Below are 21,258 nucleotides of genomic sequence, written 5' to 3'. Positions count from 1 at the left end.
GAGGCCCGATGGCCTGGTTCTATCTGTTGATCGCCGGCCTGATGGAAATCGGCTGGGCGATCGGTCTCAAATACACCGAAGGCTTCACCCGGCTGGTGCCGACCGTGCTGACGCTGGCGGCGATGACCGCCAGCATCCTGCTGCTCGGCCTCGCCTTGAAAACGCTGCCGATCGGCACCGCTTATGCGATCTGGACCGGGATCGGCGCGGTCGGCACCGCGGCGCTCGGCATCGCCTTGTTCGGCGATCCAGCCACATTCGCCCGCATCGCCTGCATCGGCCTGATCGTCGCCGGGATTATTGGACTGAAGGTGGTGAGCTGAAGCGGCTCTGCGTTTGATCTACTCGACGGCGTCATCCTGAGGCGCCCACTGGGCCGCGCGATGCGCGGCTCAGGGGGCCTCGAAGGATGGCCGCAAGCACCTTGGCCGCATCCTTCGAGGCGCGCTGCGCGCGCTCCTCAGGATGACGACTCAAATGAAGCCCGACGGCCGCGGCCTTAGGCCGTCACAGCCAGCCGACGCGCTTGAAGCGGTAGTACAGAAACCCGCAGACGCAGGCGATGACGCCGAGCACGGCGTAGTAGCCGTACTCCCACTTCAGCTCCGGTATGTGCTCGAAATTCATCCCGTAGATGCCGGCGATCGCGGTCGGGACGGCCAAGATGGCGGCCCACGCGGTGAGCCGCCGAGCGATCTCGGTCTGCTGCGCCTGCCCGGCCATCATGCTGGCTTCGAACACGAACGCCAGAATCTGCAGCAGCTGGTCGATGTCTTCCTCGGCGCGGTTGACGTGGTCGAGGATGTCGCGGAACAGCGGCTTCAGCGGCGCATCCAGCGTGATCAGGTCGGCGTGCTCGAGCCGCTTGCAGACGTCGACCATCGGGCCGACCGCGCGCTTCAGCTTGAGCAGTTCGCGCCGCAGCCGGTACAGATTGTCCATCTGGCCGAGATGGGAACGGCGCAGCACCTCCTCCTCGAGACTGTCGACGTCGCCCTGGATCCGGTCGATCACCGGGCGATAGTTGTCGACGATGAAATCGAGGATTGCGTAAAGGATGTAGTCTTCGCCTTCGGCGAACCAGTTCGGACTGGCCTCGCAACGCGACCTGACGACGTTGTACGAGGATGACGCCCCGTGCCGCACGGACACGACATAGCCCTTGCCGACAAAGATGTGCGTTTCGCCGAACGCGATCCGCTCGTGCTCCATTTGCGCGGTGCGAGCGACCACGAAGAAGGCGTCGTCATACTGCTCGACCTTCGGTGGCTGCCGGGCATTGGTGGCGTCCTCGATCGCCAGCGGGTGGAGGTTGAGCTGCCTGGCGACCCGCGCCAGCAGATCCTTGCTCGGCTCGTGCAGCCCGATCCAGACGACGTGGCCGTCCTTGCGGGCCCACTCGCCTGCCTGCTCGATGGTGATGTCGGCGACCAGCTGGCCGTGCGCGTAGACGCTGGCCGCGACCACACCGGGTTCGCACGGCGGCGCATGCGGCCTCGGCGGCGGCGCATCGATGCTGCGCAATCGGGGCTGCTTCAGCATCATGGGCCGAACTTTCCTGAGCGATTGATACCGGAGAAAAGCGCGGAGAGTTCGGCTGGTTCCGGCGGTCACGCCGAAAGGCCCTCGGAGTTCCGCAGTCAGAACGACGGCAGCAGCTTGGTCGCCCAATAGGCCGCTGCGGCGACCAGGGCCGAGGCCGGGATGGTGATCACCCAGGCGTAGACGATCGAGCTCGCCACGTTCCAGCGCACCGCCGACATCCGCCGCGCCGCGCCGACGCCGACGATGGCGCCGGTGATGGTGTGAGTGGTCGACACCGGCACGCCCAGGAAGGTCGCCATGAACAGCGTCGCGGCGCCGCCGGTTTCGGCGCAAAAACCCTGCATCGGCGTCAGCTTGGTGATGCGCAGCCCCATGGTGCGGACGATCCGCCAGCCGCCCATCAGGGTGCCGAGCGCCATCGCCGACTGGCACGAGATCACCACCCAGAACGGCACCGAGAACTCGCTGCCGAGATAGCCCTGCGAGTACAGCAGCACGGCGATGATGCCCATCGTCTTCTGGGCGTCGTTGCCGCCATGGCCGAGCGAATACAGCGACGCCGAGGCGAATTGCAGGATGCGGAAGGCGCGGTCGACCGCGAACGGCGTCGAGCGCACCGACGCCCAGGACACGATCGCGACCAGCACCAGAGCCAGCAGGAACCCCACCAGCGGCGACAGCACGATCGCCAGCAGCGCCTTGGAAACCCCGCTCCACACCGCAGCCGACAAGCCGGCTTTCGCCAGGCCGGCGCCGAGCAGCCCGCCGATCAGCGCATGCGACGAGCTCGACGGGATGCCGAGCGCCCAGGTGACGATGTTCCAGACGATGGCGCCGATCAGCGCGGCGAAGATCACCGCCGAATCGATCACGCTCGGCTCGATGATGCCGGTGCCGATGGTGTTGGCGACGTGCAGGCCGAACACCAGGAACGCGATGAAGTTGAAGAACGCCGCCCAGAATACCGCATAGTGCGGCCGCAGCACCCGGGTCGAGACGATGGTGGCGATCGAATTGGCGGCGTCGTGCAGGCCGTTCAGGAAGTCGAACAGCAGCGCGACGGCGATCAATCCGACCAGAATGGGCAGCCCGATCGAAGCGTCCACGGCGCGGCCCTAGACCTGCTCGATGACGATGGAGTTGATCTCGTTGGCGACGTCGTCGAACCGGTCGGCGACCTTTTCGAGATGGTCGTAGATCTCGGCGCCGACGATGTAGTCCATGGTGTTGGCGTTACGATGCTTGAGGAACAGCTCCTTGAGCCCGATATCGTGCAGATCGTCGACCCGGCCCTCGAGCTTGCCGATCTCCTCGGTCATCGCCGTCAGCATCTGCAGGTTCGGCCCGATCGACTTCATCAGCGGCAGCGCCTTGCCGACCAAATTGGCGCTCTCGACCAGCAGCGAGCCGATCTCGCGCATCGGCGGCTCGAACTCGCGGACCTCGAACAGGATCACCGCCTTGGCGGTCTGCTGCATCTGGTCGATGGCGTCGTCCATCGAGGTGATCAGGTTCTTGATGTCGACGCGGTCGAACGGGGTGATGAAGGTGCGGCGCACCGCGGTCAGCACCTCGCGGGTGATGCCGTCGGCCTCGGCCTCGAAATGACTGACCCGCTGGCAGTGCACCGGCGTTTCGTCGCCTCCCCGCAGCATGTCCTGCAGCGCATGGGCGCCGTGGACCACGGTTTCGGTATGCCGGGCGAACAGGTCGAAGAACCTTTCCTCCTTCGGCAGAAAGGCTCGAAAGTATCGCAGCATTGGAAGCTATCCGATTGACGACACTGGTCCGGGCGCCGGACGCGTCACAGGAGCGTCATAAAACACTTCGGGCGGTGGCAGGCAACCCGCCGTTTCGCAGAACAGCGATCGGATCGCAACCGTTCGGATCCGGGCGCCACGGCATCGGCCCCGACCAGGCGAAACCAGCTGGCTCCCCGGCAGATCGGGGGCTGTCCCCAGAAACTGAGACAGTTGCGCTTGCATCGCAGCAAGCACGGCCGCCTGCACCGCCTCCGCGAATCAGTTGGCCGCCGGCCGGGACTCGTCAGCCGCACCGGCACGCATAGTAGCGGTAACAGGGGAAAGTACGGCCGGACCGCGATCACACGCCCGGGATTTTTTTGAGGACAGCCGGGAGCCCGCACAGCCACCGCGCCCGCTCCGACTTTGCTTCTGACGATCACGACTTAGCAGCACTTGCTGAGCCGACGTGAGAACTTGTGCGCGGCGCCGGCGCTGCGCGGCGCGTATTGAAATCGTAAACGAACTGTTAGACTCGCGCGCACCTGTCACTTCCAACCGCGGCGCTACTCACCGCAGAATTGGGCGGCCATGCTTCAGAGCGCATTGGGTGTCATCGCCGGCGTCGACCGCAGAACGCTGTCCACCTGCCCGGCCTCCGACAAGCTGTGGGCCGCGCATCTCGGCGCATCGCTCTGCCTGTCCTTCATCGTCGTCGTCGGCGTGTCGTTTCACGCCACCGGCTACATGATCGCCAATGTGTGGACGCGGCTGTTGGTGTCCGGAGTGATCGGCCTCACCGTGCTGATGTTCGACCGCGCGCTGTGCCAGTCCGACTGGTTCTACCAGGGCACGCTGTGGAATACCGCGCCGATCGTCTCGAGCACCGAGGCGCGGCAGACCGCATGGCGTTTCGTGCGGGTCGGTATCAGACTGCTACTATCGTTCGGGCTCGCCTGGGTGATCGCAATGTTTCTCGAACTCGCGATCTTCTCCGGCACCATCAACGAGAAGATCGAGGCCGACCGCGTCGCCGCCAATCAGCCGATCTACGCCAAGATCGCGCAATACGAGGCCGGGCTCAACGCCGAGGTGGCGCGCCGCCAGGCCGGCATCGACGCGATGGAAGCGCTGCACCGCGAAATCCTTACCGAAGCACCGGCGCCCGAACCGACGCTGCAAACCCGCACGGACGACATCGAGCAGCAAATGAAGGCGCTGGCCCAGCGCGAGGCCGATATCCGCGCCGACATCGCACAGATCGACCGCACCATTCAGCGCTACATCGCCGACATGAACGCCGAGGAGTTCGGCCTGAAGGCGTCGCCGAACAATTCGGGCCGGCCCGGCGCCGGGCCGCGATACGAATACGCCCGCAAGCAGAAGGAATCCTTCATCACCCAGCGCGCCGCGCGCGAAGCCGAGATCGGCCAGTTGCATCTCAAGCGCGACGAACTCCGCGCCGCGCAGGCGAAAGTCGCCGGCGAGGCACTTGCGGTCCGCGATCAGGAGCGCGTCGCCATCAAGGCCAAGGCTGATGCGCTGCAGACGCGGATCGATGCCGCGCGTGCCGACCTCAAGCAGTTCGAGGCGGCCAAGGCCGCGGACGTCGCCGACTTCCGCCAGAAGGCGCTGGCGCAGTCCTATTACCAGGAAAGAAAGGACCGCATCGATCCGCTGACCCGGATCGCCGCCTACCAGGAATTGAAGAACGATCCCAGGGATGGCGCCACCATGACGCTGTTCTCGTGGATGACGCGATTGTTCATCATCTTCCTGGAAATCGTTCCGGTGGTTGCCAAAATCTTCTTCTCGCCGCCCAGCGTCTACGCCGCGAAGATCCAGGCGCAGGTCGAACGCGCACGGCAGCGGATCGAGAACAACGAGGACCTCGACGACGACAAGCCGGCCGCGCCGGCGCCCGCTCCAGCGATGGCGGCGATCACGCTGCCGGCGATGAGCCTCGATGCGGTGACGATGAAACAGCCCGCGCCGCAGCCCGAGGCGAACCTCCGCACAGCGCGCCCCTCTTCCGCTTCGGCCGATGCCGCTGGCCACGCGGACAGCGGACATGATGATGACTGGCGCGACGACCGCCGCGACGGTTACGGCGCGCGCTTCGATCGGCGTGACGCCGAGGACTATCCGCGGCGCGAAGGCTATGAGCGGCGTATCGCCCCGCGCGACGCTCGGCGCGGCTATGACGATCGCGACCGCCGCGCCGCCATGCGTCATGATTTCGACCGGGACCATGACGGTGATTTCGACTACCGCCATCCGGATCGGCGGGACTATGCGCGGCGCCAGGACGTTCCGCGCTATGAGCCGCCCCGGTACGACGCACCACCGCGATACGAATCGGCGCAGACCCGCGGCGCCCGGTTCGCTGCTCAGGACTATGCGATCGATGATGCCGCGCAGCTTCGCGGCGAGCCCGACTTCGTCCCCGGCGAACTCGACGTGCGCGATCTGATCATGCCGCGGCGCAGGTCGCCCCGCCGTGAGACGCCGCATGAAGAAGGCACCCGCGACAACCTCGGCCTCCAGACCAGCCCGCCGGCGGCGCGGCCGGTGGCCGAACGGCCGACTGACGAGATTTTCTCCGATCAGCCAGCTCCGGCTCCTCTCGCGGACACCAGAGTCGACGCTTCGGTCCAGGACGAGCAGACCGCCCACGCGGCGCCGATCTTAGATCTGCCAACGATGCCGCTGCGCGCACCTTCGGCGCGCACCACGGATCCGCTCGACGCCGCTCCGCTTCGGACCGTCGCGCTCGATCCGGCTCGGGCCGGAGATGCGCCGAGTCAAAACGCATCGATGGCGGCCGATCAAGCGGCTGTGTCGCTGTCCCTGGTCACGAACCCGACTGCCGAAAGGGGCCGACCGGAGCGAGACCAAACCAGCGTCTGCGACGCTGCTCCCGAGCGATTCGCGTCCGGCACACCTGTCTCCGAGAGCCACCGGCCGCCCGATGATGCAAGACATGAGGCCATTCCTCCGGCCGCGGCCGGCAGCCCGGCCCCGAAATACAACGCCGACGTCGAGAAGCTGATGAGCGAAGCCGTCGAACTTACCAAGGCCCGAAAGAAGCCGTCCCGTCCAAGGCGCGAGGCTCCCGTCGCCGCAGAGCACATCGCCGACGCGGAACTACCACTCGAGCTAGGTCCCGTCGAGGCCCTGCCCCGGAAGGACTGACAGCGGTGTTCTATTGATAGGAGCACCACCTTCACTTTAAGCGCCTGACCGGTATTGCGTCCTTTGAAATCTGGCACCTTCGCGTCCACGCGTCATGCCCGGCCTTGTGCCGGGCATCCATGCCTTACTGACGAAACGCCGGAAAAGGCGTGGATGGCCGGGACAAGCCCGGCCATGACGGAGGTCGACAGCAAACTGAGCGATCAAAAAGAGAGCCTGAACGTTCAGTTCGCGTGTTGAGTCAGACTCTGAGGTCCGCGCCGCGCTGCGGACCTCGAAGAATGAGCCGCAAGCACCTTGGCCGGATCCTTCGACACGCGCTACGCGCCGCTCGGGATAACGGCTCCGCAGTGGAGAAGACGGCGTCGCTTCAATCCATCGGCGAGGCGCTCCGGGCACGCATGGCACGGATCAAACAAAGGCCGCCGCGCAATGCTGTTGCGCGGCGGCTTATTGTGGTGGCGATCGGCCTGTTCGCAGTTCTCGAAAACGCTTTACAGCGACCGTTTAAAGTAGTGCCCGATCTCGCCGACGATGCCGCGCCGGAAGGTCAGCACGCAGGCGACGAAGATCACGCCTTGGATCACCGTCACCCACTGGCCGAAGCCCGCGAGATATTGCTGCATGGCGATGATCACGAAGGCGCCGATCACGGGGCCGAAAATCGTGCCGAGACCGCCGACCAGCGTCATCAGCACGATTTCGCCGGACATCGACCAGTGCACGTCGGTCAGCGAAGCGTTCTGCGCTACGAACACCTTCAGCGCGCCGGCAAAGCCTGCCAGCGTGCCGGAGAGGATGAACGCCAGCAACTTGTAGTGGTCGGTCTTGTAGCCGAGCGAGATCGCGCGCGGCTCGTTCTCGCGGATCGCCTTGAGCACCTCACCGAACGGCGAATTAATGGCCCGGTAGATGATCAGGAAGCCGAGCAGGAAGCCCGCCAGGATCACGAAATACAGCGTGGTGGCGTTCTGCAGGTCGATGACCTTGAACATCTTGCCCTGCGGGATGCCCTGGATGCCGTCTTCGCCGTGGGTGAACGGCGCCTGCAGATAGATGAAGTAGAGCAGCTGCGACAGCGCCAGCGTGATCATCGCGAAATAGATGCCCTGGCGGCGGATCGCGATCAGACCGGTAACGATCGAAAGGGCAAACGCGGCAGCGGTGCCGACGATGATGGCCAGTTCCGGCGACAGGTCCCACACCTTCAGCGCATGGGCCGTGACATAGCCGGCCGTGCCGAGGAACATCGCGTGGCCGAACGACAGCAGGCCGCCATAACCGATCAGCAGGTTGAAGGCGCAGGCCAGCAGCGCGAAGCACAGCCCCTGCATCACGAAGAACGGATACACTCCCGTGAACGGCACGATCACCAGCACGGCCGTCATCAGGCCGAAGGCGATCATCTCGTCGCGCACCGGGCGGCGGGTTGTTGCGGGAACGGAAGTCTGTGTAATCGTCGCCATGTCAGGTTGTCCGTCCCGTCAGACCCGAGGGTTTCACCAGCAGCACCAGCACCATCAGCACGAACACCACGGTGTTGGAGGCCTCGGGGTAGAAATATTTGGTCAGGCCTTCGATCACGCCGAGCGCAAAGCCGGTGATGATCGAGCCCATGATCGAACCCATGCCGCCGATCACCACCACCGCGAACACCACGATGATCAGATCGGCGCCCATCAGCGGGCGGACCTGGTTGATCGGCGCCGACAGCACGCCGGCCAGGGCCGCGAGACCGACGCCGAGCCCGTAGGTCAGCGTGATCATCCGCGGCACGTTGATGCCGAAAGCGCGCACCAGCGTCGGGTTTTCGGTGGCGGCGCGCAGATAGGCGCCGAGTTGGGTACGCTCGATCAGGTACCAGGTCAGCAGGCAGATCACGAGCGAGAACACCACGACCCAGCCGCGGTAGATCGGCAGGAACATGAAGCCGAGATTGATGCCGCCGCGCAGTTCTTCAGGGATCGCGTAAGGCAGACCGGAGGAGCCGAAATAATTCTGAAACAGGCCCTGGATGATCAGCGCGACGCCGAATGTCAGCAGCAGGCCGTAGAGATGGTCCAGCCCCGACAGCCATTGCAGCAGCGTCCGCTCCATCAGCATGCCGAACGCTCCGACGATCAGCGGCGCCAGGATCAGCGCCCACCAATAGCCGATACCGAACAGGTTCAGCAGGAAATAGGCGCAGAACGCGCCCATCATGTACAGCGCGCCATGGGCGAAGTTGATGATGTTCAGCATGCCGAAGATCACGGCGAGGCCGAGACTCAGCAGCGCATAGAACGAGCCGTTGATCAGCCCGACCAGAAGCTGCGCCAACAAGGCCTGGATATTGATCGACATAGGTTTTCCAGCTCTCAGCGAGAAGTCACGTCAGCGGCGTCAAACGCCAAGATAGGTGTGCAGCTTGCCCATGTTGGCTTCGAGTTCCGAATTGGCGAAGCCATCGATGATCTTGCCGTGCTCGACCACGTAGTAGCGGTCAGCCACCGTGGAGGCGAAGCGGAAGTTCTGCTCCACCAGCAGGATCGTGAAGCCTTCCTTCTTCAGCCGCGCGATGGTGTGGCCGATCTGCTGGATGATCACCGGCGCCAGACCTTCGGTCGGCTCGTCCAGCATCAGGAAGCGCGCGCCGGTGCGCAGGATGCGGGCGATCGCCAGCATCTGCTGCTCGCCGCCCGACAGCTTGGTGCCCTGACTCTTGAGCCGCTCGCGCAGATTGGGAAACAGCTCGAAGATCTGATCCTGCGACAATCCGCCCGGCCGCACCTGCGGCGGCAGCATCAGGTTTTCGCGCACGTCGAGGCTGGCGAAGATGCCCCTCTCCTCCGGACAGAACGCGATGCCCCGCTTGGCGATCCTGTCGGACGAGGCGCGACTGATGTCGTGGCCGTCGAAAGTAATCTCGCCGGTGCGCTTGCCGATGATGCCCATCACCGACTTCAGCGTCGTGGTCTTGCCGGCGCCGTTACGGCCGAGCAGCGTCACCACTTCGCCGGTGCGCACCTCGAAATTCATGCCATGCAGAATGTGAGATTCGCCGTACCACGCCTGCAGGTCGCGCACGTTGAGCAGCACGTTGCCGCTGGCCGCGGGCGCGGTCCGGTCCAATGTCGTCGCCTCAACCATGACCCGCTCCGAGATAGGCTTCCTTGACGCGCTCGTCCTGGGTCAGATCGTTGTAATGGCCTTCGGCCAGCACCTGCCCGCGGGTCAGCACGGTGATCACGTCGGACAGATTGGCCACGACGCTGAGATTATGTTCGACCATCAGGATGGTGTACTTCGCCGAGATCCGCTTGATCAGCGCGGCGATCTTGTCGATGTCCTCATGGCCCATGCCGGCCATCGGCTCGTCGAGCAGCATCATCTCCGGATCGAGCGCCAGCGTGGTGGCGATCTCCAGCGCACGTTTGCGGCCGTATGGCATTTCGACCGCAGGCGTGTCTGAAAATTCGCTGAGGCCGACGTCGTCGAGCAGTTCGCGCGCGCGCTGATTGTAGCGGTCGAGCACGCTCTTGGAGCGCCAGAAATCGAACGAATGGCCGTGCTGGCGCTGCAGCGCGACGCGCACGTTCTCGAGCGCGGTCAGATGCGGAAACACTGCCGAAATCTGGAAAGATCGGACCAGCCCCAATCGCGCCACGTCGGCGGGCGCCGTCGCGGTGATGTCCTGCCCCTTATAGAGAATCTTCCCCGCCGACGGATGCAGGAACTTGGTGAGCAAATTGAAACACGTCGTCTTCCCGGCACCGTTGGGGCCGATCAAGGCGTGGATATGCCCGCGGCGCACGCGCAGATTGACGTCGCGAACCGCAAAGAAGCCCGCAAACTCCTTCGTCAGCCCGTGCGTTTCGAGAATGATATCATCGGCCAAGTAGCACTTCCCCCTGCCCGGTCACGCGGCGGAGGCACATCCGCGGCCGAATTCTTGTTACTGTTGAGTGTCGCACGCCCTGGCAGGCACGCCGACCCTCGATCTGCGGCGGACTATGCCGCTATTCGCCAGCCGTGCGCAAGATGCAATGCAGGCCAGCGCCGGGGTTATGCTGAGCTTCCCGTTGGGCCTCACGAAGCTCTCTCGGCCAGGTCGAGCTTTAGCCATTCGGCGACGAAAACGCTAAAGTCGGCGAAGGTGAGTTCCGCAGGATCGACTGCGGCGCTCACGCAGATTTTTGGTAAAGCAGTCTCGAACAGGCAATAGCGGCGATACACCTCCGCTCCGCCCGGCAGCGCCCTCCCCGAACAGGTCCGCAACCAATCGCGCACGGCGCGGATCACCTTCTTGACGTCGCCGCCATGGGCACGGATGTCCTGTCCGGCAATGTCCGATACGAACTTCTGATAGCGATACGGCTCGGTGTCGCAGACCAAGCAGATCTTGCGCTTCTGGATGTCGAGGCCGCTGCGCTTAACTCCGAGGAACATGCCCAACTCCAGGGGCATGTTGAAGCGCGGCAGTCCAGAGACCGCATCCAGCTCGGTGCGAGAGAGATCGTGCACGCCGTAGCGACACTCTTCGATGATCGCGAATATCTTGTCGATGCGCGTCTGGCTGCCGTCGTCGATTTCGAGGGCACAGCGAGCCCGAAACCCGCACAGGATAACCGTGAAGACGATGCCGTCGAATAGCGGCCGATAACTGGCATCAAACGGGCAATTGACGAAAACGCTCGCGTCGTAGTCGGCAAAACGACTATTTGCGCGTCGCGCCATGAACTTCGCGCACTGCCTTGCGGATTTCGCTCAAGGACGCAGACGTCGGCCGCTTCTTCGGCTGCAGGATCGTAACCTTGGTCGCGGCCTGGTTGGACCGCGTAGGCGCGACGAACCGCACGTACTTTCCGGACTCTGTCTCACGTTTGCTCATGGCGACAAAAATGCGCCAATCCGGCGCAAAATCAAGCCCTAGCTGAACACCTCGGCGTAGGCGTCCGGCCGGAACCCCACCAATAGCTTCGTGCCCTTCTGCAGCACGGGGCGCTTGATCATCGACGGTTGCGCCAGCATCAGGGCAATCGCCTTGGCCGCCGTCAGCCCGTCCTTGTCGGCGTCGGGCAGCTTGCGGAAGGTAGTGCCGGCGCGATTGAGCAACGTCTCCCAACCGACTTGCTCGGCCCAGCGCGTCAGGTGCGCCTTGTCGATCCCGGCTGTCTTGTAGTCGTGGAAGTCGTACGCGATGCCGTGGGCGTCGAGCCAGGCACGCGCCTTCTTCATGGTGTCGCAATTCTTGATGCCGAATATGGTGACGGACAAAGCGAGCGCCTTGGGTTCACAGGGATGGCGCATTCAGGCCACCTGCGCCATCGCCGTCAAGCGTGGCAGCCCGGGCGGCTGTGGACGGAGCCGCAGCAGCGCCAGTTGCCTTGCGCATAAGGTCGCAGACCCGGGCCGTCTCGCTGTCACAGGCGTTACATCGACGGCTCCTAGAGCGGGCTGACGCGGTTCGTTCCGGCCGCGCCCGATCAAGCGAGCCCGCCATGTCGACCGAAATCGATCACCTCAAGCAGAAGCTCGACCGGCTGATCGCCGACGTCGAGGCGGACAGCCGCCCGCGGATCGAAGCCTGGGCCGACAAGATCACGCGGCAGGGTTTCGGCTCCAGCGCCGCCAATCTGGCGCATTATCTTGCGCTGCGCCGCCACGATGTACGGCCTCTGCAGCGCTCGCTTGCGGCGCTCGGCCTGTCGTCGCTCGGCCGGCTGGAGAGCCGGGTGATGCCGACGCTGCATGCCGTCCGCGCCACGCTCAGCCAGCTCTGCGGCGAGCCTCAAACGGTGCGCCCCTCGCCACGGCAATTCTTCGCCGGTGAGCACGAACTGGCCCAGCGCAGCGAGGAACTGTTCGGCGCGCCGGCCAGTGGCCGCTCCACCGCCCTGCTGGTCACATGCCCGAGCGAGGCCGCCGACGACCCGTCTTTCATGCTCCGTCTCGCCGAACGCAAGGTGGAGGCGGTGCGGATCAATTGCGCCCATGACGACGCCGCGGCGTGGCAGCGCATGATCAACCATCTCCACGTTGCCGAGGAAGCCACCGGGCACCGGATGAAGATCCTGATGGACATCGCAGGCCCGAAAATCCGCACCGGTGCGGCGCGCGTTCCAGAGGGCCGCGAGCGCATCCTCACCGGCGACCTGATCGCCATCGTGGCTGAAGGCTCATTCCACCGCATCGATCTCGCCGAGGAGCATTTCGCGATCGAATGCACCCTGAGCGATCCCTTGATCAACAGCGCGGTCGGCGCCCGGGTGTTCGTCGACGACGGCAAGCTGTGCATCCGGATCGAACGCAAAACCGCATGGGGCCTGATCGGACGCGTCACCTCCACCTCCGACAAGGGGCTGCGACTGAAGCCGGAGAAGGGCCTCAACTTCCCCGACACGCTGCTCGACATTCCGGCCCTCACCGCCAAGGACCGCGACGATCTCGATTTCGTCGCCGAGCACGCCGATGGCATCGAGTTTTCGTTCGTGCAGTCGGTCGCCGATGTCGAGACGCTGCAGGCCGCTCTCGCCGAACGCCGCCCCGACGATTGGCGCAAGCTGGCGCTGGTGCTGAAGATCGAGACGCCGGAAGCCGTCGCCAACCTGCCCGACATTCTGGTGCAGGCCGCCGGTCAGCAGCCGACCGCGGTGATGATCGCGCGCGGCGATCTCGCGGTCGAGATCGGCTTCGCTCGCCTCGCCGAGATGCAGGAGGAGATCCTGTGGATCGGCGAAGCCGCGCACGTCCCGGTGATCTGGGCCACGCAGGTGCTCGAGCAGCTCGTCAAGAAAGGCACGCCATCGCGCGGCGAAATGACCGACGCCGCGATGGCGGCGCGTGCCGAATGCGTGATGCTCAACAAGGGCCCTTATCTGTTCAAGGCGATCACCGAGCTCGACAATCTGCTCGGCCGCATGGCCATCCACCAGCACAAGAAGACGCCGCAGCTGCGCAAGCTGCAGAGCTGGGGCTGACAGCTGCACCATGGCGCCGGACGCCACTTGCCCAATGGCAGCCTGGGAAAGCTTGCATCCGGCGGTGGAGTCGGACGTGCCGCCTGGGTTGAAAAGCGCCGGCCGCAACCCGGCCCCCTTAGAGCGCTAGACTCCTCGGCTCCTCGAGCAGGGTGAACGTCTGCGCGAGCGACCGCATCGAAGCGTCTTCCGGCTCCGCGCGATCACTTCGCCGTTCGAGAAAACGCACGCACTGCATCTCCCGATCATAACCGAGCAGAACGCCGAGCATAAAATCATGCTCGGCGGACAAGCCGCATAACGGTCCGACCATGAAGCTGCTTACCACCTGGACCGCCAATCGGCTCCCGAACACGACATTGACGCGGTCGGGGCATGCCTCATGGACATGGTGGGCGATGCCCCGGCTCTGAAGGCGGGCAATCACCGGCGCTGCCGCCTCGACCGTCATCGTCATCAACGCCAGCGGGCGCATCCCTTTCGAAAGCTCGTAAAGATGGTGATTGAAGATCTGCAGCACCGGGCTGCTCAGATCAGCCCGCTGACCCATGCCGTGATCCTCTTTTCGGTTTTCGATGACTGGTTGTCCTGATCCAGCGGCAAGCCGACGAACTGGCCATCGCGTTCCGCCTTCGACCCCGTGTGATCGTAGCCCGACGTTGGGGTAAAGCCGACGATCGTGGCTCCTTGCTCGACGACCAAATCGTACAGCACGCCCATCGCATCGACAAAACAATCCGGATAGCTCACCTGATCGCCCGTACCGAACAGCGCCACCTTCTTCCCGCCCAGCCGAGCTCCGGTGAGCTTGTCGAGATGCGCCTCCCAATCCGCCTGCAGATCGCCGGCGCCGTAGGTCGGCGTCCCGAGGATCAGCAGTGAACAATTTTCGAAGTCGGCAGGGCTCGCTGCCTTGATGTCGATGGCACGGCCATTGGTGTGCTTGGCGATGCGGTTCGCGACCGCCTTGGTGGTTCCGGCATCGGAACCGAAAATAACGTTGACGCTCATGGGTCTCTGGTGCTCGCAAAAAATACGACAGCCGGCATGGGCATGGCTGCTTCGCCATCTGTTCGTGATGAAGTACTCGAACGCTAATGTCGCGAACCCACCGCCTCAAACTCAAATAACTATCATCTGCGCAAAGAATACTCAGCTTAGTGATTGACTAATTCAAAACTATCCTGGCCCACCACACGAAAGTACCACCGCCCGCCATTCCAAGTGCAGGCGGCATACGTCGATACCAGCGACGTTGATCTCGACCGATGGGCTCGGAGTCGGGTTCACCGGCGGCCATCGATCTAAACGAAATTGCAGATCGTCAACTGTCGAGCGGCGCAATTTCTCGGTGGTCGCTATTCTTCAATGGCGCGCAGCAAGGCCGATTGCCGGCCCCGCTATCCACCTTCGGACAAAAGATCTGATTACCTTCGCGGATTGACAAGTCGGCGAATGCGCGTCCTAAGACGATATTCAGCATCAGTTTGCCGCGGAACCTCGTCCGGCGGCCCGCCAGCGATGCGCAGCTCAATGGGGCATCCGAGGGCGCGGTGAATTCTGAGAACCAGATCGTGGTCGTCGGCGGCGGCATCGCCGGGCTGTGTGCGGCGATCGCTGCAAGGCGCATCGGGGCGTCGGTGCACCTGCTCGACAATGCGCCTGCCGCTCTGCGTGGCGGGAACGCGCGCCACGCCCGGAACTTCCGCGTGGTTCATCCCGAACCGACGCCGTTCGCACCCGGCAGCTATCAGTCGGCCGAATTCCTCGCCGAACTCGATGGCGTCGCCGGGGGCGTCGGCGACCGCACCTTGGCAGAACGCCTGGTCGCCGGCTCCGAAACGCTGGTGCCGTGGCTGATGGAGAATGGCGTGACGATGCAAACGCCGTCGCTCGGCGTCGTGCCCTATTCGCGTCGCACCGTGTTTCCGCTTGGCGGCGGCAAGGCGATGATCAACGCGCTGTATCGGACGGCAGCCGCATTGGGGATCATGATCAGCAACGACACTTCTGTCACCGCCCTGCGCGAAAGCACCAGCGGATGGAGAGTCGATCTCGGCAGCGGCGGGGAAAATGCTGCGACGATCCAGGCTCGCCGCGTGATCGTTTGCGCCGGCAGTCCCGGCGCCGATCCCGCGTGGCTCACAACGCATTACGGCGCGGCGGGCGACGGCCTTATGATCCGCGGTACGCGTTATGCCGATGGCCGGTTGCTCGATCGTCTCCTTGCGATGGGCGCTCAGGCGTCCGGCGATCCGACCGTGTGTCATATGGTGGCCGTCGACGCGCGCGGTCCGCGGTTTGATGGCGGCATCGTCACCCGCATCACCGCGATCCCCCATGGCATGGTGGTGGACGCCTCCGGCGCGCGCATCGACGCCGCCGGCGCCGGCCAGAAGCCGACGCACTATGCCCGCTGGGGCCCGCGGATCGCGGCGTGCGATCGACAGACCGCTTACCTCATCCTCGATGCCGACGGGCTGCAACGCGCCGCGCCGCAGGCCTTTGCGCCGATCGAGGCCAAGTCGATCGCGGCTCTCGCCGCCGCGCTCGACTGCAATCCGGCGACGCTCGAAGCGGCGGTGGCAGAGTTCAACGCCGCTCCGACCACCAGCGCGCGCCCGGTCACGCGTGCGCCGTTCGCCGCCTATCCGATGCGGGCCGGCATCACTTTCGTCCATCATGGCGTCGCAGTGGACGACCGGCTGCGTGTCGTGTGGACTGATGGTCGCACCAACGACACCCTGTTCGCCGCCGGCATGATCATGGCCGCCAACGTGCTGCGCCGAGGCTATCTCGCCGGGCTCGGCCTTACGCTGGCAGCCGTGATCGGCCGCCTCGCCGGAGAGGAGGCCGCGCGCCATGTCATCCGTTGATCTCACCGCGGAAGCCCAACGGCAGCTGCGGATCTGCACCGCCTGCATGTATTGCGACGGCCTGTGTCCGGTGTTCCCGGCGATCGACAATCAGCATCGCTTCGAGCTCAGCGATCTGAGCTATCTGTCCAATCTCTGCCACAACTGCCGCGGCTGCTGGAGCGCCTGCCAATACGCGCCGCCGCATCCCTTCGCCATCAATCTGCCGGCGACGCTGGCCGCGGTACGACAGCAATCCTACGCGGACTACCTGTGGCCTTCTGCGCTGGGCCGCGCCTTCCTCCGGCCGATGTTGAGCATCGTCCTCGTCGTCGGCATGGCCCTGCTGTTCACGCTGACCGCCGTCTTGCTATCGACCTCACCCGCTGCGTTGCTCACCGGCGATGGCAGCCCGGGCGCGTTTTATCGCGTGCTGCCGTGGCCGTTGATGGCCGGCGCCGCCGGCCTGTCGCTGCTGTGGGCGGTGCTGTGCATCGCGCTGGCGACGCTACGCTACTGGCGCGGGATCGCACCGCCGCTGCCGGCGGGCGCGATCCTGCGCGCATTGCGTCCGGCGCTGAGCGATATTGTCACGCTGCGCCATCTCGGCGGCGGCGGACCGGGCTGCAACGATGTTGACGAGCGCCCATCGCAGCAACGCCGGATCGCCCACCACGTCATGGTCGCCGGCTTCCTCGGCACCGTGCTGTCGACCATCACCGCATCGATCTACCACCACAGCTTTGGCTGGCTCGCGCCCTACCCATTGACGAGTCTGCCGGTGCTGCTCGGCACGGGCGGCGGCATCGCGATGTTGGCCGGGATCGGCGGCCTGCTGACGATCGAGCGCCGTGCCGACAAGCAGCCGTCTGATCCCCACGAAGTGCAGCTCAACGTCGCGTTCCTGATCCTGCTGGGCGTCGTCACGCTCAGCGGGCTCGCCCTGCTGGGGCTGCGCGACACGGCGGCGATGGGCGGGCTGCTGATCCTGCATCTGGGTCTGGTGTTTGGCTTCTTCATGGCGCTGCCGTTCACCAAGGCGATCCACGCGCCGTTCAGGGCAGCCGCGCTGCTGCGCGCCGCGGCCGAGGCACAAGCGGCCAAGCGACTTCCCGGCAAACGCCGCGACTGATTGGCGATTGCCACGCTCGTCTTGATCCATCGCAAGCGCGGTCGAAAAAATCGAGACGTCGCGGTCGCGGCCTCGATCCGAAGCTCGATTGACACCCTGCGGTTTTCAGATCAAACATCGCTGCGCCGACGGTTCCTGTCTTCGGACGGGACTAAGAGGGAATATCGGAAGCCGCCATCCAGCCTGGATGCGGCGCGCCGAAGCTGCCCCCGCAACTGTGAACGGCGAGCCATCGCAACATGCCACTGGATTTCTCCGGGAAGGCTGCGCTGGCGACGACCCGTGAGCCAGGAGACCTGCCGTCGCCTGCTGATTGACGCCATTCCGGGCGGGGTGTTCCGGGGTGAAGTTCGGCCGTTCGGAGTGCAGGTCCGTTCGCCGGTTTCGCATCATCGCAACGCGCGGTGATCAACCGACGGACACGGCGTGATGCCGCTCTCGATTGTCAGCTCGGACGAGCACGGCGGATGCGATCCGGCGTCCGCGACTGCGCGCCCTGCCGATCTCGTGGTGATCGCCGGTTCCGATGCCGAACTGGCCCGCTATGCGCAGGCATGGCACGGCGCAGGCCGCAACCTGCCCGGTCTGTATATGGCCAACCTGCGGCGCCTCTCGCCGTATCAAATCGGGCAGCTCAGCGCCGCGATCGGCATTGCGCGCGGTGTTCTGATCCACCTGCCGCCGGACATAAGCGACGGACAGAGCGACATCGCGCCCCTCGCCGAGCTGGCCCGGGCGCGCAATGTCGCGCTCGCGATCGTCGGCAGTGCGGACCAAACCGATCCGGCGTTGGAGGGCTTGTCGAACATGCCGCGCACCACGCTGCGCCGGCTCGGCGCGCTCTGCCGCCGTCCGGATGCGCGCTCCGCCCGCGCGGTGCTCACCCAATTGTCGCTGTCTGCCGGCCTGTCGATCGAGCCATGGCTCGACGGGCCGGCCGCGGTCCTCGAACCAATCCGCGGAGAAGCGCGATGAATTACGCCTACGAGACGAACGGCGACGCGATCTATCGGCAGTCCTTTGCCATTATCCGCGCCGAGGCCAGGCTCGAACGCTTCGCGCCCGATGCCGAAATCATCGCCGTGCGGATCATTCATGCCAGCGGCATGGTCGATGTCGCCGACGACATCGTGTTCAGCGGTGACTTCGTCGCCGCCGGCCGCGCCGCGCTGCGGGCCGGCGCGCCGATCCTGTGCGATGCGCAGATGGTGGCGAATGGCGTGACCCGCAAACGACTGCCGGCCGACAACGAGGTGATCTGCACGCTGAGCGACCCGCGCGTGCCCGCGCTCGCCGCCGCAATGAACACGACGCGCTCGGCCGCCGCGCTCGAACTATGGCGCGCGCGGCTGGACGGCGCCGTGGTGGCGATCGGCAACGCGCCGACGGCGCTGTTTCGCCTGCTCGAAATCTTGGCCGAGCCCGGCGCGCCGAAGCCCGCCGCGATCATCGGCATTCCGGTCGGCTTCGTCGGCGCCGCGGAGTCCAAAGAGGCGCTGCTCGAAGCTGCGCCCGTGCCCTGCGTCGTGGTCCGCGGCCGCCGCGGCGGCAGCGCGATGGCGGCGGCGGCGATCAACGCGCTGGCGAGCGAACGCGAATGAGCAAGCCGACCGTCTACGGCGTGGGCGTCGGCCCCGGCGATCCGGACCTGATGAGCGTGCGCGCGGCTCGCCTGGTCGGCGCCGCCAAAGTCGTCGCGTACTTCCGTAAAGCGGGTCGCGCCGGCCATGCGCGCACCATCGTCGACGGATTGCTCGCGAGCGACGTCGTCGAAGAGCCGCTCGACTATCCGGTGACGACCGAGATTCCGCTCGACGATCCGGCCTATGCGGCGACGCTGCGCAGCTTCTACGAACAATGTGTCGCACGGCTGGCCGCGCATGTCGCAGACGGCCGCGACGTCATCGTGCTATGTGAAGGCGACCCGTTTCTGTACGGCTCGTTTATGCATCTCTATCACCGCTTGGTCGGCGCTGTGCCGGTCGTCGTGGTGCCGGGGATTTCCGGCATGGCGGCGTGCTGGACCGCCAGTGGCACGCCGATTACTTACGGCGACGACGTGCTGTGCGTGGTCCCTGCGACACTGCGCGCGGAGCGGCTCGCCGAGGTGGTGCGCACCGGCGACGCGGTGGTGATCATGAAGCTCGGCCGCAATCTGCCGAAGGTGCGGCGTATCCTGCAGGACGTCGGCCTGCTCGATCGCGCGATCTATGTCGAGCGCGGCGCGATGGCCGGCGAGACGGTACTACGCCTTGCCGACAAGCCGACCGATGACGCGCCTTACTTCTCGATGATCCTCGTCCACGGCCAGGGGCGACGGCCATGACCGGCTCGCTGATCGTCGTCGGCCTCGGGCCCGGCGCGCCGGACCTGATCACGCCGGAAGTCACCGCCGCCCTCGCCGCCGCGACCGACCTGGTTGGCTACGCACCCTACGTGGCACGCGTTGACGCCGGGCCAGAAGTTTGCCGGCATGTGTCGGACAACCGCGAGGAGATCGACCGCGCTGCGTTCGCCCTGAAGCTGGCTGCAGAAGGCCGACGCGTCGTTATCGTTTCCTCGGGCGACCCCGGCGTGTTCGCGATGGCGGCGGCGCTGTTCGAGGCGGTCGAGGCCGGCGAGCCGGCGTGGCGCGATCTCGAGATCCGCGTGCTGCCCGGCGTCAGCGCGATGTTCGCCGCCGCTGCGCGGATCGGCGCGCCGCTCGGCCACGACTTCTGCGCGATCAATTTGTCGGACAATCTCAAGCCATGGGAGACGGTCGAGAAGCGGCTGCGCGCCGCGGCCGAAGCCGACTTCGTCATCGCGCTGTACAATCCGATCTCGAAGGCGCGGCAGTGGCAGCTCGAAGCCGCCTTCACGCTGCTGCGAAGCATCCATCCTGCTTCGGTCCCGGTGATCTTCGCCACAGCGGTCAGCGCGCCGCAGCAGCGCATCGACGTCGTGCCGCTCGGCGAAGCGCAACCAGAGCGCGCCGACATGCGCACCGTAGTGATGATTGGCTCGTCGCAGACCCGCATCATCGAACGCGGCAACGGCACGCGCTTCGTCTACACGCCGCGCTCGGTCGGAGTGCTGTCGTGAGCGAGCCAATCCATCACCTCGGCGACGCTGCTAACAGTTCGGCGCGGCGGGATCGCCGGCCGGCGCACCATCACCACCGGCAGCCCGAGATCACGCGCGGCCTCAATCTTGGCCACCGCGGCGTCGCCGCCGGCATTCTTGGCGACAACGATGTCGACGCGATGCGCTTCGAGCAGCGCGCGATCGCTGGCGCGGTCGAACGGCCCGCGCGCGATGACGATCTCGACCTGCTGCAGCGGCAGCCGCCCGCGCGGCGGGTCGACCAGCCGCACCAGATAGCTATGCTGTGGAGCCTTGGCGAACAGGTCGAGGTTCTGCCGTCCGATGCCGAGAAAGACACGGCGCGGCGCGGCGCCGAGCGCGGCAGCAGCCGCCGGCAGATCATCGACCTCGGTCCAGCAATCGCCGCGCTGCGCCTGCCACGGCGCGCGTTCGAGCGCCAGCAGCGGCACGCGGGCGGCAGCGCAGGCCTCCACCGCGTTGCGGCTCATCTGCGCAGCGAAGGGATGCGTGGCGTCGACGACGCGGTCGATCCGCTCCGCGCGCAAGTAATCGACGAGGCCAGCGACGCCGCCGAAGCCCCCGATGCGCGACAGGATCGGCGGCAGCTTCGGCGCCTCGGTGCGCCCGGCGAACGACAGTACGGCATCGATCCGCGGCTCGGCCGCGATGGCTGCGGCCAAACGGTTCGCATCGGCAGTGCCGCCGAGGATCAACAGGCGCAAAGGCTGGTCGGAGCGAGGCAT

General features: G+C 65.5%; 21 protein-coding genes and 1 riboswitch. Of the genes, 9 read left to right on the top strand and 12 right to left on the bottom strand.

All coding sequences use genetic code 11. The features are described 5' to 3' along the window. Positions 1-8: 8 nt before the first annotated feature. A complete protein-coding gene (gene sugE / locus D4Q52_RS22665; protein ID WP_119858837.1) occupies positions 9-323 on the top strand; it encodes a quaternary ammonium compound efflux SMR transporter SugE in 315 nt (104 codons plus the stop codon). Positions 324-507: 184 nt separating this feature from the next. On the opposite strand, the gene corA is transcribed toward sugE, so the two are convergent. From corA to D4Q52_RS22650, 3 genes are all read right to left on the bottom strand, one after another. Beyond that, the gene (gene corA, locus D4Q52_RS22660) at positions 508-1,542 is read right to left on the bottom strand and encodes a magnesium/cobalt transporter CorA (protein WP_119858864.1); all 1,035 of its coding nucleotides are present in this window, start codon (positions 1,540-1,542) and stop codon (positions 508-510) included. Between the two features lie 98 nt (positions 1,543-1,640). Then, positions 1,641-2,651 (bottom strand): inorganic phosphate transporter, encoded by a 1,011-nt coding sequence (locus tag D4Q52_RS22655; RefSeq protein WP_119858836.1) that lies wholly within the window; start codon positions 2,649-2,651, stop codon positions 1,641-1,643. A 9-nt stretch (positions 2,652-2,660) separates the two neighbouring features. Further along, complete coding sequence (locus tag D4Q52_RS22650; protein WP_119858835.1) at positions 2,661-3,305, bottom strand: DUF47 domain-containing protein; 645 nt, start codon at positions 3,303-3,305, stop codon at positions 2,661-2,663. A 573-nt stretch (positions 3,306-3,878) separates the two neighbouring features. On the opposite strand from D4Q52_RS22650, the gene D4Q52_RS22645 reads away from it, so the two are divergent. Beyond that, complete coding sequence (locus D4Q52_RS22645; RefSeq protein WP_119858834.1) at positions 3,879-6,482, top strand: DUF4407 domain-containing protein; 2,604 nt, start codon at positions 3,879-3,881, stop codon at positions 6,480-6,482. Positions 6,483-6,976: 494 nt separating this feature from the next. On the opposite strand, the gene D4Q52_RS22640 is transcribed toward D4Q52_RS22645, so the two are convergent. From D4Q52_RS22640 to D4Q52_RS22615, 6 genes are all read right to left on the bottom strand, one after another. Further along, positions 6,977-7,948, bottom strand: a complete 972-nt coding sequence (locus D4Q52_RS22640; RefSeq protein ID WP_119858833.1) for a branched-chain amino acid ABC transporter permease — start codon at positions 7,946-7,948, stop codon at positions 6,977-6,979. Position 7,949: 1 nt separating this feature from the next. After that, positions 7,950-8,813: a branched-chain amino acid ABC transporter permease gene (locus tag D4Q52_RS22635; RefSeq protein WP_119858863.1), complete on the bottom strand. Its 864-nt coding sequence runs from the start codon at positions 8,811-8,813 to the stop codon at positions 7,950-7,952. 51 nt (positions 8,814-8,864) lie between these two features. Beyond that, positions 8,865-9,611 (bottom strand): ABC transporter ATP-binding protein, encoded by a 747-nt coding sequence (locus D4Q52_RS22630; RefSeq protein ID WP_119858832.1) that lies wholly within the window; start codon positions 9,609-9,611, stop codon positions 8,865-8,867. Beyond that, positions 9,604-10,359: an ABC transporter ATP-binding protein gene (locus D4Q52_RS22625; protein ID WP_119858831.1), complete on the bottom strand. Its 756-nt coding sequence runs from the start codon at positions 10,357-10,359 to the stop codon at positions 9,604-9,606. Before D4Q52_RS22625 ends, D4Q52_RS22630 begins: the two co-directional genes overlap by 8 nt. Positions 10,360-10,550: 191 nt before the next feature. Continuing rightward, positions 10,551-11,198: a hypothetical protein gene (locus D4Q52_RS22620; RefSeq protein WP_119858830.1), complete on the bottom strand. Its 648-nt coding sequence runs from the start codon at positions 11,196-11,198 to the stop codon at positions 10,551-10,553. Between the two features lie 192 nt (positions 11,199-11,390). Beyond that, positions 11,391-11,738, bottom strand: a complete 348-nt coding sequence (locus D4Q52_RS22615; protein WP_119858862.1) for an ArsC family reductase — start codon at positions 11,736-11,738, stop codon at positions 11,391-11,393. A gap of 224 nt (positions 11,739-11,962) precedes the next feature. Here D4Q52_RS22615 and D4Q52_RS22610 point away from each other — a divergent pair, with 224 nt between their 5' ends. Next, positions 11,963-13,441 (top strand): pyruvate kinase, encoded by a 1,479-nt coding sequence (locus D4Q52_RS22610; protein ID WP_119858829.1) that lies wholly within the window; start codon positions 11,963-11,965, stop codon positions 13,439-13,441. 118 nt (positions 13,442-13,559) lie between these two features. On the opposite strand, the gene D4Q52_RS22605 is transcribed toward D4Q52_RS22610, so the two are convergent. Together D4Q52_RS22605 and fldA are read right to left on the bottom strand one after the other, a co-directional pair. Continuing rightward, on the bottom strand, positions 13,560-13,991 hold the full coding sequence (locus tag D4Q52_RS22605; protein WP_119858861.1) for a DUF2023 family protein: 432 nt from the start codon (positions 13,989-13,991) through the stop codon (positions 13,560-13,562). Then, positions 13,970-14,452, bottom strand: coding sequence for a flavodoxin FldA (gene fldA, locus D4Q52_RS22600; protein WP_119858828.1), 483 nt, complete (start codon positions 14,450-14,452; stop codon positions 13,970-13,972). Before fldA ends, D4Q52_RS22605 begins: the two co-directional genes overlap by 22 nt. A gap of 542 nt (positions 14,453-14,994) precedes the next feature. Here fldA and tcuA point away from each other — a divergent pair. From tcuA to cobJ, 6 genes are all read left to right on the top strand, one after another. Beyond that, positions 14,995-16,317 carry an FAD-dependent tricarballylate dehydrogenase TcuA gene (gene tcuA / locus D4Q52_RS22595; RefSeq protein ID WP_119858860.1) on the top strand — a complete coding sequence of 441 codons (1,323 nt, stop codon included), beginning with the start codon at positions 14,995-14,997 and terminating at the stop codon, positions 16,315-16,317. After that, positions 16,304-17,428, top strand: a complete 1,125-nt coding sequence (tcuB, locus tag D4Q52_RS22590) for a tricarballylate utilization 4Fe-4S protein TcuB (RefSeq protein WP_119858827.1) — start codon at positions 16,304-16,306, stop codon at positions 17,426-17,428. Before tcuA ends, tcuB begins: the two co-directional genes overlap by 14 nt. A 113-nt stretch (positions 17,429-17,541) precedes the next feature. Continuing rightward, positions 17,542-17,746, top strand: a riboswitch (cobalamin riboswitch). Between the two features lie 111 nt (positions 17,747-17,857). Beyond that, the gene (locus D4Q52_RS22585) at positions 17,858-18,403 is read left to right on the top strand and encodes a hypothetical protein (protein ID WP_119858826.1); all 546 of its coding nucleotides are present in this window, start codon (positions 17,858-17,860) and stop codon (positions 18,401-18,403) included. Continuing rightward, a complete protein-coding gene (locus tag D4Q52_RS22580) occupies positions 18,400-19,029 on the top strand; it encodes a precorrin-8X methylmutase (protein ID WP_119858825.1) in 630 nt (209 codons plus the stop codon). Before D4Q52_RS22585 ends, D4Q52_RS22580 begins: the two co-directional genes overlap by 4 nt. Next, positions 19,026-19,754: a precorrin-2 C(20)-methyltransferase gene (locus D4Q52_RS22575; RefSeq protein WP_119858824.1), complete on the top strand. Its 729-nt coding sequence runs from the start codon at positions 19,026-19,028 to the stop codon at positions 19,752-19,754. The genes D4Q52_RS22580 and D4Q52_RS22575 overlap by 4 nt, the downstream gene beginning before the upstream one ends. Next, complete coding sequence (gene cobJ, locus D4Q52_RS22570) at positions 19,751-20,512, top strand: precorrin-3B C(17)-methyltransferase (protein ID WP_119858823.1); 762 nt, start codon at positions 19,751-19,753, stop codon at positions 20,510-20,512. Before D4Q52_RS22575 ends, cobJ begins: the two co-directional genes overlap by 4 nt. Here cobJ and D4Q52_RS22565 read toward each other — a convergent pair. Beyond that, positions 20,479-21,258 (bottom strand): cobalt-precorrin-6A reductase, encoded by a 780-nt coding sequence (locus tag D4Q52_RS22565; protein ID WP_182915413.1) that lies wholly within the window; start codon positions 21,256-21,258, stop codon positions 20,479-20,481. The genes cobJ and D4Q52_RS22565 overlap by 34 nt on opposite strands.

This window comes from Rhodopseudomonas palustris (assembly GCF_003591005.1).
Taxonomy (GTDB): domain Bacteria; phylum Pseudomonadota; class Alphaproteobacteria; order Rhizobiales; family Xanthobacteraceae; genus Rhodopseudomonas; species Rhodopseudomonas palustris_K.
This window is presented reverse-complemented; position numbering and strand designations above follow the sequence as displayed.

Coding starts and splice junctions, on each gene's coding strand:
- sugE (WP_119858837.1), top strand. CDS start 9: ATGGCCTGGTTCTATCTGTTGATCGCCGGCCTGATGGAAATCGGCTGG.
- corA (WP_119858864.1), bottom strand. CDS start 1,542: ATGCTGAAGCAGCCCCGATTGCGCAGCATCGATGCGCCGCCGCCGAGG.
- D4Q52_RS22650 (WP_119858835.1), bottom strand. CDS start 3,305: ATGCTGCGATACTTTCGAGCCTTTCTGCCGAAGGAGGAAAGGTTCTTC.
- D4Q52_RS22645 (WP_119858834.1), top strand. CDS start 3,879: ATGCTTCAGAGCGCATTGGGTGTCATCGCCGGCGTCGACCGCAGAACG.
- D4Q52_RS22640 (WP_119858833.1), bottom strand. CDS start 7,948: ATGGCGACGATTACACAGACTTCCGTTCCCGCAACAACCCGCCGCCCG.
- D4Q52_RS22630 (WP_119858832.1), bottom strand. CDS start 9,611: ATGGTTGAGGCGACGACATTGGACCGGACCGCGCCCGCGGCCAGCGGC.
- D4Q52_RS22620 (WP_119858830.1), bottom strand. CDS start 11,198: ATGGCGCGACGCGCAAATAGTCGTTTTGCCGACTACGACGCGAGCGTT.
- D4Q52_RS22610 (WP_119858829.1), top strand. CDS start 11,963: ATGTCGACCGAAATCGATCACCTCAAGCAGAAGCTCGACCGGCTGATC.
- D4Q52_RS22605 (WP_119858861.1), bottom strand. CDS start 13,991: ATGGGTCAGCGGGCTGATCTGAGCAGCCCGGTGCTGCAGATCTTCAAT.
- fldA (WP_119858828.1), bottom strand. CDS start 14,452: ATGAGCGTCAACGTTATTTTCGGTTCCGATGCCGGAACCACCAAGGCG.
- tcuB (WP_119858827.1), top strand. CDS start 16,304: ATGTCATCCGTTGATCTCACCGCGGAAGCCCAACGGCAGCTGCGGATC.
- D4Q52_RS22585 (WP_119858826.1), top strand. CDS start 17,858: ATGCCGCTCTCGATTGTCAGCTCGGACGAGCACGGCGGATGCGATCCG.
- D4Q52_RS22580 (WP_119858825.1), top strand. CDS start 18,400: ATGAATTACGCCTACGAGACGAACGGCGACGCGATCTATCGGCAGTCC.
- D4Q52_RS22575 (WP_119858824.1), top strand. CDS start 19,026: ATGAGCAAGCCGACCGTCTACGGCGTGGGCGTCGGCCCCGGCGATCCG.
- cobJ (WP_119858823.1), top strand. CDS start 19,751: ATGACCGGCTCGCTGATCGTCGTCGGCCTCGGGCCCGGCGCGCCGGAC.
- D4Q52_RS22565 (WP_182915413.1), bottom strand. CDS start 21,258: ATGCCTCGCTCCGACCAGCCTTTGCGCCTGTTGATCCTCGGCGGCACT.